9 protein-coding genes are annotated in these 13,014 nt (G+C 44.9%); 8 read left to right on the top strand and 1 reads right to left on the bottom strand.

What is annotated here, in order from left to right:
• Positions 1–68 precede the first annotated feature (68 nt).
• The 8 genes from MTF70_RS02770 (at position 69) to MTF70_RS02735 (ending at position 11,439) form a co-directional block, all read left to right on the top strand.
• A complete protein-coding gene (locus MTF70_RS02770; protein ID WP_047102650.1) occupies positions 69–2,399 on the top strand; it encodes a patatin-like phospholipase family protein in 2,331 nt (776 codons plus the stop codon).
• A 268-nt stretch (positions 2,400–2,667) separates the two neighbouring features.
• Positions 2,668–5,265, top strand: a complete 2,598-nt coding sequence (acnB, locus tag MTF70_RS02765) for a bifunctional aconitate hydratase 2/2-methylisocitrate dehydratase (protein WP_005380009.1) — start codon at positions 2,668–2,670, stop codon at positions 5,263–5,265.
• 99 nt (positions 5,266–5,364) lie between these two features.
• Entirely contained in the window at positions 5,365–5,733 is a 369-nt protein-coding gene (locus MTF70_RS02760; RefSeq protein WP_017635908.1) for a YacL family protein, read from the top strand.
• Between the two features lie 188 nt (positions 5,734–5,921).
• The gene (locus MTF70_RS02755; protein ID WP_005386570.1) at positions 5,922–6,260 is read left to right on the top strand and encodes a P-II family nitrogen regulator; all 339 of its coding nucleotides are present in this window, start codon (positions 5,922–5,924) and stop codon (positions 6,258–6,260) included.
• A 27-nt stretch (positions 6,261–6,287) separates the two neighbouring features.
• A complete protein-coding gene (locus MTF70_RS02750) occupies positions 6,288–7,517 on the top strand; it encodes an ammonium transporter (RefSeq protein ID WP_053306757.1) in 1,230 nt (409 codons plus the stop codon).
• A 152-nt stretch (positions 7,518–7,669) separates the two neighbouring features.
• Complete coding sequence (locus MTF70_RS02745) at positions 7,670–8,683, top strand: Fe(3+) ABC transporter substrate-binding protein (protein ID WP_005386566.1); 1,014 nt, start codon at positions 7,670–7,672, stop codon at positions 8,681–8,683.
• 99 nt (positions 8,684–8,782) lie between these two features.
• Positions 8,783–10,408 (top strand): iron ABC transporter permease, encoded by a 1,626-nt coding sequence (locus MTF70_RS02740; protein WP_025768193.1) that lies wholly within the window; start codon positions 8,783–8,785, stop codon positions 10,406–10,408.
• Positions 10,408–11,439 (top strand): ABC transporter ATP-binding protein, encoded by a 1,032-nt coding sequence (locus MTF70_RS02735; protein WP_005380055.1) that lies wholly within the window; start codon positions 10,408–10,410, stop codon positions 11,437–11,439. The genes MTF70_RS02740 and MTF70_RS02735 overlap by 1 nt, the downstream gene beginning before the upstream one ends.
• 157 nt (positions 11,440–11,596) lie before the next feature.
• Here the strand turns inward: MTF70_RS02735 and MTF70_RS02730 are convergent, their stop codons facing one another.
• Positions 11,597–13,009: a phosphoglucomutase/phosphomannomutase family protein gene (locus MTF70_RS02730; RefSeq protein WP_025768194.1), complete on the bottom strand. Its 1,413-nt coding sequence runs from the start codon at positions 13,007–13,009 to the stop codon at positions 11,597–11,599.
• Positions 13,010–13,014: the final 5 nt, after the last annotated feature.

Genomic DNA, 13,014 nt, shown 5'->3' with positions numbered 1-13,014 from the left:
TAGGGCGTGTTAGTACAGTACTGCTAGCACGCCCTACTTGATCAGATATTCAATAAAGGAAGAAGTGAATGTTCAAAAAGCTGTTATCAAGCCCATCGGTTCGCAACTTTGCGCTTTGGGTTAGTACCTTTTTGATGATCACTCCTTCTGTTTCCCTCGCAAACTCTCTAACAAAAACGGATGACTTGGAACCTCGACCAAAGGTGGCGGTTGTGCTCGCTGGTGGCGGAGCGAAAGGGGCGGCACACATTGGAGTTTTAAAAGCATTGGAAGAAATGCAGATCCCTGTGGATATTGTGACCGGTACCAGTATGGGCGCCTATGTGGGTGGGCTTTATGCCACGGGTATGAGTGCTGATGAAATCGAGAGTTTTATCTACACCGTCGATTGGGGCAGCGGTTATCGAGATCGTGTTGACCGTAGCCAACGTCGAGTTCGTGACAAAGAGTATGAAGACCGCTATCAAATTAATACCGATCTCGGCTTAAGGTTCGGTGAGGTACGAGCACCAACGGGTGTGGTGCAAGGCCAGAACATGTTGCGAGTATTGCGTGAGACTACAGGGAACTTAGGGCGATTCGATTCTTTTGATGATCTTGCCATTCCTTATCGTTCTGTTGCGACTGATATTCTTGCCCTAGAAGAAGTCGTACTGGGCAATGGTTACCTTGTGGACGCCATGATGGCTAGCATGTCTGTACCAGGAGCGCTTCCTCCTTATAAGCTCAATGGCCATATGCTTGTTGATGGCGGCGTCGTCAATAACATGCCTGTCGATGTGGCTCGCGCCATGGGGGCTGATGTCGTTATTGCCGTCGATATTAGCACCGACTACAAAACCGAAGATGAATTTACGGGGCTGTTTACTGTCGCGGATCAACTCTCTAACTATCTCGTTCGTCGTAGTACACAACAGCAAGTGGACGAGCTTGAACCTCAAGATATCTATATTCGTCCCAATGTGGGCACCATGGAAACCGTCGAGTTCGACAAAATGCCTTGGGCTTTTCAAGCTGGGTACGATATTACCAAGCAGTTAAAAGATAAGCTGAAAGAGTTACGCTTGTCCAACGCGGACTATCAAAAATACATCGATCGCAAACAGGAAGTTCGTAAAACTTTGATTTATGGCGATCAGCGTGTGGTTGATGATATTGTGATTGTAAATAACACGCACTACAGCGATGTGCTATTGACGAATCGTATTGAACTAGAAACCGGACGTCGTATTTCAACGGCCGAAATTGAGAAAGCCGTTGAAAACCTCTACGCGTTAGATAGGTTCGAGCTCATCACTTATCACTTTGAAGAGGTGGATGGTGAGACATTGTTGGTTTTTGATGTTAACGAGAAGTCGTGGGGGCCTAATTATCTCAACTTCCGATTTTTTCTTGAAGATGACTTCGATACAGATAGCCAGTACGGCATAGGAATATCGACCAACTTTACCAACTTGAACTCTCATGGCGCGGAGTTGGCGTTCAACGTAGAAATGGGCACGGATAAGCTGATTGAAGCTGAGTTGTATTCCCCTGTTTTATCTAGCCAAGAACTTTTTGTATCGGGGCGTATTTCCTATGGCAGTGAGAGCCGAAACTTACCTTTAACAGAGCCTCAAGCACCAGATTTAGAGTCAGTAAATGACTTTTTTCCGGTCACTTACGATGATTTTACAACAGAGTTAGCGATAGGTATCCAACCCACATTGTGGCAAGAGCTTCGATTTGGCGCTCGCTACTCAACCGGAGATATTGAGCTTTCTACTTTGGCTTCTGCTGGTAAATTGGATTTTGAACGTCGTGGCCTGTTTGCCAATTATCGCCTAGATACACTCGATGATTTCGCATTTCCGACTCGTGGGCTTTTAGTCGATCTCGAATATTTAGTGTCTCATGATCAAAGTCCTCAAGGCGTTAGCCTTTTAGAAACTGACAAAATTATTGAAGATACCGTTTATGAAATCTCTGCACGATTTAAAGGTGCAGTGAGTCATCAGCGTCATACTTTAGTCGGACATGCTGAATATAGTTTTGTAGAGAGTAAAAACTCATCTTTACCGCTTGATCCCAGAGAGTTGGGCGGCTTTTTAAGCCTATCTGGAATCCCAAGAAATAGCCTGATCGGACAGAACTTATTTTTCAGCAGTTTGGTGTACCGATATAAGTGGTTTGATAATGATTTCGGATTGTTTGAAGCTCCAGTCTACCTGGGCGCATCGGTCGAATATGGCGGTGTTTGGTCTGATAATGATCTGAAACTAAACGAAGCGCCGCTTTACAATGCTGGCTCCATCTTCTTTGGTGTTGACTCACCAATAGGACCAATAATGTTGGCATACGGTCGTACCGAGCAAGATTTGGATGCTGTGTATTTGATCGTAGGAACATCGTTTAATTAATCGGGTATGAGAAAGCAAAAACTTGGCATATTTGGTCAAAATTAGCAGAACTTTAGTCGTAAGTTGCTATGTTGGTCAAAATGATAAGATTTTAATTTAAGGTTAAATTTGCTATTATTTTGCCCACAGTTTGGCCTCTACGGCGCTGTTTCTCAATCATAATTGAATGAAAACAAGGGCAATGGAGAGCCAAGTTTCCAAGGATGTTCACTCCTTTACTTTAACAATAGTAATAATAGAGGAGGAACCGCAATGAGAGGAAAAAGTCGTGCTTGAAGCCTACCGTAAACACGTCGAAGAGCGTGCTGCTGAAGGAGTTGTTCCTAAACCGCTAGACGCAGAACAAGTTGCTGGACTTGTAGAACTTCTGAAAAATCCCCCGCAAGGTGAAGAAGAAGTCATTCTTGACCTACTTGAAAACCGTATCCCTCCAGGTGTTGATGAAGCTGCTTATGTAAAAGCGGGTTTCCTAACAGCAGTAGCAAAAGGTGAAGTTAAATCACCATTAGTGAGTCGTGAAAAAGCGGCTGAACTGCTAGGCACTATGCAAGGTGGTTACAACATCGAACCGCTAGTTGAGCTATTGGATGATGAAGCACTGGCAGAGATCGCAGTAAAAGCGCTGTCTCATACGCTGCTGATGTTTGATGCTTTCTATGACGTAGAAGAGAAAGCGAAAGCAGGCAATGCGCATGCACAGAAAGTACTTCAATCATGGGCTGATGCTGAGTGGTTCCTTTCTAAGCCTAAGCTTGAAGAAAAAGTCACTCTAACCGTATTTAAAGTAACAGGTGAAACGAACACGGATGACCTTTCACCTGCACCTGACGCTTGGTCTCGCCCTGATATCCCAGTACACGCACTGGCGATGCTTAAAAACGAGCGTGAAGGAATAAACCCTGATCAACCGGGTACTATTGGCCCGATCAAGCAAATTGAAGAGTTAAAAGACAAAGGCCATCAATTGGTTTACGTTGGTGATGTTGTTGGTACTGGCTCTTCACGTAAATCTGCAACCAACTCAGTGCTTTGGTTTATGGGTGATGATATCCCTTACGTTCCAAACAAACGAGCTGGTGGGTATGTGCTTGGTGGCAAAATTGCCCCTATCTTCTTTAACACAATGGAAGATGCTGGCGCACTACCAATCGAAGTTGACGTAACTAAGCTCAACATGGGCGATGTTATCGATGTTTACCCATATGAAGGTAAAGTTTGCAACCACGAAACTGGTGAGGTTCTAGCTGAGTTCTCGCTAAAAACAGAAGTACTGATTGATGAAGTTCGTGCTGGTGGTCGTATCCCATTGATCATCGGTCGTGGTTTGACAGACAAAGCGCGTCAATCGCTAGGTCTTGAGCCTTCGGACGTATTCCGCAAACCAGGTGAAATCGCAGATTCTGGCAAGGGTTACACGCTTGCACAGAAAATGGTTGGTAAAGCATGTGGCGTAGAAGGCATCCGTCCTGGAACCTACTGTGAGCCGAAAATGACGACAGTAGGTTCGCAAGATACTACTGGCCCTATGACTCGTGATGAACTTAAAGACTTGGCGTGTCTCGGCTTCTCTGCTGATCTTGTCATGCAGTCTTTCTGTCACACATCGGCTTATCCAAAACCAGTAGACGTTAACACTCACCATACACTTCCGGACTTTATTATGAACCGCGGTGGTGTATCTCTTCGTCCTGGTGACGGTATTATCCACTCATGGCTAAACCGTATGCTACTACCGGATACTGTCGGTACGGGTGGTGACTCACATACTCGTTTCCCTCTGGGTATTTCATTCCCAGCCGGCTCGGGCTTGGTTGCCTTTGCAGCTGCGACAGGCGTTATGCCGCTAGACATGCCAGAGTCAATCTTGGTTCGTTTTAAAGGTGAGATGCAACCGGGTATTACACTGCGTGATCTTGTTCATGCCATCCCTTACTACGCGATTCAGCAAGGTCTACTAACGGTAGAAAAAGCGGGCAAGATCAACGAATTTTCTGGCCGTATCCTTGAGATTGAAGGCTTAGAAACGCTAACGGTTGAGCAAGCATTTGAGCTTTCTGATGCATCTGCAGAGCGTTCGGCGGCAGGTTGTACTGTGAAATTGTCTCAAGAGTCGATCGAAGAGTACTTAAACTCTAACATCGTGATGCTGAAGTGGATGATCTCTGAAGGCTACGGTGATCGCCGTACTATCGAGCGCCGTATTACTGCAATGCAAGAGTGGCTAGCAAACCCTGAGCTGATGCAAGCAGATAAAGACGCTGAATACGCACATGTGATTGAAATCGATATGGCTGAAATCAATGAGCCAGTACTATGTGCACCGAATGACCCAGATGACGCTCGTTTGTTGTCTGAAGTACAAGGCACAGCGATTGATGAAGTGTTCATCGGTTCTTGTATGACGAACATCGGTCACTTCCGCGCAGCAGGTAAATTGCTTGATAAGTTCAATGGCCAGTTAGCGACGCGCCTTTGGGTAGCGCCACCAACAAAGATGGATAAAGACCAACTGATTGAAGAAGGCTACTACGGTATCTTCGGACGTGCAGGGGTTCGTATTGAAACGCCAGGGTGTTCACTTTGTATGGGTAACCAAGCGCGTGTTGCAGATAAATCAACAGTAATGTCGACTTCAACGCGTAACTTCCCGAACCGTCTGGGTACTGGTGCGAATGTTTACCTATCGTCAGCTGAGCTAGCTGCAGTAGGTGCAATCCTAGGTAAGATTCCAACCAAAGAAGAATACCTAGAATACGCGAAGCAAATCGACGCTACGGCAACGGATACGTACCGCTACTTGAACTTCCATAAAATGGATCAATACACCAAGAAAGCGGACGAAGTGATCTTCCAAGAACCGGCATAATCAGAAATGCACAATTCAAAAGCACCTCACATGAGGTGCTTTTTTTATGGGAGCAATTCGCTATACTCGCACCAAATTGATACGAAATAGGCAATCTCGGTGGAATTTGAATTCATTCGTAACACGTTGATGGGCGAGTACTACGTAAAATGTAGCATGGGACATGAGATTGTAGGGCGCTGGTTGCAAGAAGAAATTGGTAAAGATCCGATGAAGATTGCACAGGTTGAAAAGCTAATTGAGCGGTCATTTTCAGCGCCTTCTCAGGAGCATAACCTTACAGGCACGGAAATTAGCTTGATGATTCAGGGCGACGAAGTTCTTGTACAAGAAAACGCATTAGCCCATGAATATGATGTCGAGATGGAAAGTGAGTTCGACTTCTACAATGCAGAAAGTACAGCAAGTTGTGGGATAGAGGATTTCATGGCACTTATCGAACAGTGGAAAGACTTTTTGAACATTTAATGCACAGTTTTGGGTAACTTCTCTGCCGTTGCTTTAAATTTGTGAAAAGGGCGCACCGATATGGTGCGCCCTTTTTGTTTATAGATATGTAAATTGAGGTTAGTTTTTATTATTCAATAACTTAAAAACTTGGCACGTAGATTGGATTATAAGAAGTGTTTCAGGATGAAAGCTTCGGAGATAACTCAATGAAAATAATCAATGCCATTATTAAGCCGTTTAAATTAGACGATGTACGAGAAGCATTGGCTGATGTCGGTATCGAAGGGATGACAGTATCAGAAGTTAAAGGGTTCGGTCGTCAAAAAGGTCACACGGAATTGTATCGCGGTGCAGAGTATCAAGTCGATTTTCTACCAAAGGTGAAAATTGAAATCGCGACTCACGCAGACAATGTAGATCGCGTTGTTGAAGCAATTACAAAAGCTGCGCAAACCGGAAAAATCGGCGACGGTAAAATTTTTGTTTACGATCTGAACCAAGCGGTGCGTATCCGAACTGGCGAAATGGACGCAGAAGCACTTTAAGAATTCAAAGGATTGGAGATACTTATTATGGAATTAACAACAACAGTAACCGAGTTACGTTACGCACTTGACACCTTTTTCTTCCTCATTTCCGGTGTGTTGGTAATGTGGATGGCAGCAGGCTTTGCGATGCTAGAGGCTGGCCTTGTGCGCTCTAAAAACACAACAGAAATTCTTACGAAGAACATCTGTTTGTACGCCATCGCATGCACGATGTTTCTGATTGTCGGTTATAACATCATGTATGTCGATAATGGAGAAGGAGGCTGGTTACCTTCATTTGGTACGCTAATTGGTACTCAAGGTGAAGGGGCCGACCACTCTTTAGAGTCTGACTTCTTCTTCCAAGTTGTCTTCGTTGCAACTGCTATGTCCGTCGTTTCTGGTGCGGTAGCTGAGCGCATGAAGCTTTGGTCTTTCTTGATTTTCTCTGCGATTTTAACTGCGTTTATCTATCCAATGGAAGGTTACTGGACATGGGGTGGAGGCTTCCTAGCAGAAGCTGGATTTAGTGACTTTGCGGGGTCTGGTATCGTACATATGGCAGGTGCTTCTGCTGCTCTTGCTGGTGTGTTACTGCTTGGCGCGCGTAAGGGTAAGTACGGTAAAAATGGTGAAATCTATCCGATTCCAGGTTCTAACATGCCTTTGGCAACGTTGGGTACTTTTATCCTTTGGTTTGGCTGGTTTGGATTTAACGGTGGTTCTCAGTTGATGGTTTCAGATTTTGAGAATGCTACAGCGGTAGGTCAGATCTTTCTAAACACTAACGCAGCAGCGGCTGCTGGTGCAATTGCGGCGCTATTCGTTTGTAAAACTACTTGGGGTAAAGCCGATTTAACGATGATCCTCAATGGCGCGCTAGCTGGCTTGGTTGCCATCACTGCAGACCCTCTATCGCCATCACCACTGTACGCGGTTGCGATTGGTGCGGTGTCGGGTGCACTAGTAGTATTCAGTATCATTGCTCTAGATAAACTTAAAATTGACGATCCAGTAGGTGCTATCTCAGTTCACGGTGTGTGTGGTTTCTTCGGCCTAATGGTAGTGCCACTGAGCAACGGTGATGCAACGTTTGGTGCACAGCTTTTAGGTGCCGTAGTTATCTTTGCTTGGGTATTTGGTGCTAGCCTAGTTGTGTGGGCAATCTTGAAAGCGACCGTTGGGATTCGCGTTACAGAAGATGAAGAAATGGAAGGTATGGACATGCATGATTGTGGTGTTGGTGCTTACCCAGAGTTTGTTACGGTGAAATAATCATTAGCTTGTAATAAATGGTTACACACTTAACACAATAAAACCTGCTCCGATGAGCAGGTTTTTTAATATTCGTCATTGTCTTCTTATTGAACATACATATAATAACGCAACTGATAAACGTTATCATTAGCATGGTAAAGGATTAAACAATGAAAAAACTGCTAACTCTTTCAGCACTAACTTGCGCTACTCTAGCTCCAACAGCAATGGCTGCTGAAGAAGTGAACGTCTACTCTTACCGTCAACCTTTCCTAGTTGAACCTATGTTCAATGAGTTCACTAAAGAAACTGGTATCAAAGTAAACGTAAAATTTGCTAAAAAAGGCTTAGCAGAAAAGCTAGCTCAAGAAGGTGAGTACAGCCCTGCTGACGTTATTCTTACGACAGACATCAGCCGTCTAGCTGAACTGACAAACAAAGGTTTAGTTCAGAAAGTCGATAGCAAAATCATTGAAGAAAACGTACCTGCTCAATACCAAGATAAAGAGAATGAGTGGTTTGCTCTAACTCTACGTTCTCGTAGCGTTTATTCATCACGTGATCGCGTAGGTAAACTAGGCGCAGATTTCAACTACGCAGACTTAGCTAAGCCAGAGTTCAAAGGTAAAATTTGTACTCGTAGCGGTAAGCACCCGTACAACGTTTCTCTAGTTTCAGCAATGATTGCTCACAATGGCGAAGCAGAAACCAAAGAGTGGTTAGAAGGCGTGAAAGCAAACCTTGCTCGCAAACCACAAGGCAACGATCGTGCACAAGTTAAAGCGATCAAAGAAGGCCTATGTGATGTTTCTCTAGGTAACAGCTACTACCTAGGTAAAATGGTTAACGACAAAGAGCAAAAAGCTTGGGCTGATGCAGTTTACATCAACTTCCCTAACCAAGAGACTACAGGCACTCACGTGAATATCTCTGGTATGGCGATGGCTAAGTACTCTCCAAACAAAGACAATGCTGTGAAGCTAATGGAATTCCTAACGGGTGACAAAGCGCAGCAAATGTACGCAGAAGTTAACTACGAGTACCCAGTTAAAGAAGGCGTGAAGCGTTCTGAGCTTGTGGAATCTTGGGGTGACTTTAAAGCAGACAAGCTTTCTCTAGACGATATTGCAGCCAACCACGAAGCGGCAATTAAGCTATTAGATGAAGTGAAATTTGACCTTTAATTCCTTGTGGGGGTATAACAGTACCCCCATTTGATTAAAGGATATGAGATGTATTTGCAACAGCATTTGTATTTCATACAGCCTTGCAGTAATTAGGCGATGAAAGATAAACACTCTTTATGGAAAACCAGTAGTGGGGTAATAACTCTGCTACTGGTTTTGCCGATCTTAGCGATCTTCTACACCGCAATTGGTGAAACGGATGATTTGTTTGCTCATTTAATGGCAACGGTCATGCCGACTTATATTTTTAACACGGTTGCGCTAACTGTTGGCGTAATGGTGCTGTCCTTAATTCTTGGTATTCCAAGCGCTTGGATAATGGCCATGTGTAAACTGCCGACCGAAAAATGGTTGCAGTGGGCATTGGTGCTACCTCTTGCAATGCCAGGTTATATCATTGGTTATATTTTTACTGATTGGTTTGATTTTGCAGGCCCGATTCAGATCTTTTTGCGTGATGTAACCGGATGGGGACCTGGCGAGTATTGGTTCCCTGACATTCGTACGTTGCCTGGTGCGACCTTTGTGTTGGCTTTGGTGTTGTATCCTTACGTGTATTTATTGTGCCGGGCTGCGTTTATGGAGCAAAATGTCTCTTTATTGCAAAGCGCGCGTTTGCTCAAGTGCTCTCCATGGGAAAGCTTTTGGCGCATCTCGATGCCGTTAGTAAGACCCTCTATCGCAGTAGGTTTATCATTGGTCGCAATGGAGACCATCGGTGACTTTGGTACGGTAAGTTACTTCGCGGTGAATACGTTAACCACAGCGGTCTACGATACTTGGTTGGGGTACTCTAATCTTAATGCGGCAGCCAAGATTTCTGCCATGATGCTCGTCATTGTAGTACTGCTTCTTAGTGCCGAACGATACAGCCGCCGTAAACAAAAGCTTTTTCAAAGCCAATTTAACAGTCACGAAGATTTTCGTTACGAGTTGACGGGCTGGAAAAAGTGGACCGCACTGGTTTGGTGTTGGGGCTTGGTTTCAGTCGCTTTTATTTTGCCGCTACTACAGCTGATTGATTATGCGATCACTTATTTTGCGCAGAGTTGGACCTCAGAGTTTCGTGAATACGCATGGAATAGCTTAGTTGTGTCTGTTATTGCTGCGATTATTGGTGTTGCTGTCGCACTGATCGTTAACTTTACCCATCGAGTCAGTGGTAAACGAGAAAGCTTGGCATTTATGCGTCTTTCTTCTATGGGCTATGCAGTACCAGGAACGGTACTAGCCATCGGTGTGATGGTCGCTGTGCTGTTTATGGATCATCGTGTCAACGATGTTGCTAAAGCCATGGAGTGGGGAAGGCCGGGACTTATCTTTTCTGGTTCCATGTTCGCACTAGTATTTGCCATGGTTGTGCGCTTTTCCGCGGTAGCGATTGGTAGTATCGAAAGTAATTTAAATAAAATTTCTCCGTCGTTAGATATGGCATCGCGCACTATGGGTTGTAAGCCCAATGCCATGCTGTGGCGCGTGCACTTTCCGCTGGTTAAGCGCGGTGCACTGATTGCGGCTTTATTAGTGTTTATCGAGTCGATGAAAGAGCTTAATGCGGCTTTGTTACTTCGTCCGTTTAACTTTGAAACACTAGCCACATACGTTTATAACTTCGCCTCGGATGAGCATTTAGAATTGGCCGCTTTGCCAGCGGTTCTGTTGGTTCTTGTTGGGTTGATCCCGCTTGTTGTTGTTAACCGTTCACTGGAGCAAAATCACTGATGAGCTGTGCATTATCAATTAAAAACCTAACGTGCCAATATGACGATCAAACTGTACTCGAATCATTGTCTCTTGAGGTAGAACAAGGGCAGATTGTCTGTTTGCTAGGAGCCAGTGGCTGTGGGAAAACAACACTATTAAAGGCCGTTGCGGGATTATTGCCGTTAACGTCAGGCGAAATGAGTCTAAATTGCGTCACAATTGATGATGGGGAAAACTGGTTGCCGCCAGAACAGCGTAATATCGGGATGATTTTCCAAGATTACGCACTTTTTCCTCACTTGACGGTGGAGCAAAACATTGCCTTTGGCTTAAAGCAGTGCTCGACAAAAGAGAAAAATGCCAAAGTTCAAGAGATGTTAGAACTCGTGCATCTTCAAGGTTATGGCGATCGTTATCCTCATCAATTGTCTGGTGGACAGCAGCAGCGTGTTGCGATTGCTCGCTCATTAGCTTACAGCCCAGACTTATTGTTACTTGATGAACCGTTTTCTAATATTGATACGCAAGTTCGCCATGAGTTGATAAGTGAGATCCGTAAGATTTTTAAGGCCCAAGGTGTGACTGCCATTTTTGTTACGCATAGCCGTGAAGAGGCTTTTGCTTTCGCCGATAAAATGGCAGTGATGAACAATGGAGTCATCGAGCAATATGGCACAGCATCTGAGCTTTACTACCAGCCTTCAAGTAAATTTGTCGCTGATTTCTTAGGTGGTGGCAGTTACCTTGCTGCTAAACGGGTTTCGAATTCAGAATATGAAACCCACTTGGGCGTGGTTGAAGCCACGGCTCAACAAGATATTCCAGTACAGGCGGAGTGCTCTTTACTGCTAAGACCGCAGCATGTGCAAATTCAATCCGATGAAGATAGTTCGGTAACCGTATTGGAACAGCATTTTATGGGTGATCACTGCCGTTATGTGATTAACGCGAATGGTGACCGTTTGTTAGCTACAGCTTCGCAAGCATTAAATATAGGTGAGTCCGTCGCGGTGAAAATTGAAACGCAAGGCGTCCTGGCATTTGCTTAACGCTCCTGAGTATCTTTTCTATCTCGTTTACGACTTCCCAACATACAATAAAAAAGCCCGGCTGTGGAGCCGGGCAAGTGCTCTTCTCCTGTTGATGAGCGCCTTTTCAGACAGCGTTGACTCTCATCATAGTGCTCGAAGCGGGCACAAGGTTCAGTTATAAAGACAAGAAGTCTTTAAACTGTTGAAGAACACGTTCCGCAGTGTCCTTATCTTGCATCTCTGCAAAAATTCGTAGCAGTGGCTCAGTGCCAGAGAAGCGAGCGATGATCCAACCGCCGTTCTTGAAGTAGACTTTCGCACCATCTTCATAGCTGACTTTTTCGATTTCAAACTCGAACTCAGGCAACTGCTTTTCAACATAAATCTTGTTGAACAGTACGTCTTTTTGCGCTGGTTTGAACTTGCAATCGCCTTCTGCCATGTAGGCATAGCCGTACTTGCCGTAGATTTCATCCAGCAACTCAGACAGCTTCTTGCCGGTTACTGAAATCATTTCTACCAATAGGCTTGATGCGAATACGCCGTCTTTACCTTTGATGTGGCCGCGAATGGTTAGGCCACCAGAGCTTTCCCCGCCAATCAGTGAGTCATCCGCTTCCATTTGGGAGCTGATGTGCTTAAAGCCTACAGGAACCTCAAAGCATTTCTCGCCATGATCTTCGGCGACTTTATCGAGAAGGTGGGTGGTTGCGATGTTACGTACCACGGAGCCTTTCCAGCCTTTGTATTCAAGTAGGTAGTAGTAAAGCAGCAGTAGCACTTCATTTGGATGAATGAAGTTACCTTTTTCGTCGATAATACCAAGACGGTCCGCATCGCCATCAGTACCGATGCCAATATCGTAACCTTGCTCTTTCACTAGGTGCATCAAACGGTAGAGTGTTGCAGCGCTTGGCGAAGGCATTAACCCACCGAAATCTGGGTTTTTGCCATCGTTAATCACATCAACGTCACAGCGGCCGTTGATTAATACGGTTTGCAGTGCGTTTTTCGCGACACCAAACATTGGGTCGATCAAAACACGTAAATTCGCCTTCTTGATCGCTTCGATGTCGATAAAGTCGATGATTGAGTCAACGAATTCGTTCATCGGATTGATGATTTCAATCAGCTTATCTTCAACCGCTTGTTCAAAGTCGACGCTTTTTACATCGTGCGCAGTGAGCGCGTCTATTTGTGATTCGATTTTTTGGGTGATGATTTCATCTGCGTCACGACCGCCTTCAATGAAGACTTTAATGCCGTTGTAATCGGCAGGGTTGTGTGATGCGGTAATACATGCCGAGTATGCGCAGCCCATTTCTTTCGCTTTAAACATTACGATAGGTGTTGGGACAAATTTGTCGATAAAGCTAACCACAATGCCGTTTGCTGCTAGAACTTCAGCGAACCAACGACCTGCTTTATCGGAAAGAAAACGACGGTCATAGCCAATCACAAAACCGCGATCAGCAACCGATTCGTTATTCGTGATGTTTGCAACTGCTTGAGCGACCAAACGTACATTATCTTTGGTGAACTCCTCACCGATAAATGCACGCCAACCGCCTGTACCAAATTTGATCATGATTC

This window comes from Vibrio sp. 2CM40D (assembly GCF_023161825.1).
Lineage (GTDB): Bacteria > Pseudomonadota > Gammaproteobacteria > Enterobacterales > Vibrionaceae > Vibrio > Vibrio alginolyticus.
The sequence above is the reverse complement of the archived record's forward strand: the minus strand, read 5'-3'. Positions and strand labels throughout refer to the sequence as shown.

Bases quoted from the DNA above. Each gene is read 5' to 3' on its own strand.
- MTF70_RS02770 (WP_047102650.1), top strand. From the start codon at position 69: ATGTTCAAAAAGCTGTTATCAAGCCCATCGGTTCGCAACTTTGCGCTT.
- MTF70_RS02755 (WP_005386570.1), top strand. From the start codon at position 5,922: ATGAAAATAATCAATGCCATTATTAAGCCGTTTAAATTAGACGATGTA.
- MTF70_RS02750 (WP_053306757.1), top strand. From the start codon at position 6,288: ATGGAATTAACAACAACAGTAACCGAGTTACGTTACGCACTTGACACC.
- MTF70_RS02745 (WP_005386566.1), top strand. From the start codon at position 7,670: ATGAAAAAACTGCTAACTCTTTCAGCACTAACTTGCGCTACTCTAGCT.
- MTF70_RS02740 (WP_025768193.1), top strand. From the start codon at position 8,783: ATGAAAGATAAACACTCTTTATGGAAAACCAGTAGTGGGGTAATAACT.
- MTF70_RS02735 (WP_005380055.1), top strand. From the start codon at position 10,408: ATGAGCTGTGCATTATCAATTAAAAACCTAACGTGCCAATATGACGAT.
- MTF70_RS02730 (WP_025768194.1), bottom strand. From the start codon at position 13,009: ATGATCAAATTTGGTACAGGCGGTTGGCGTGCATTTATCGGTGAGGAG.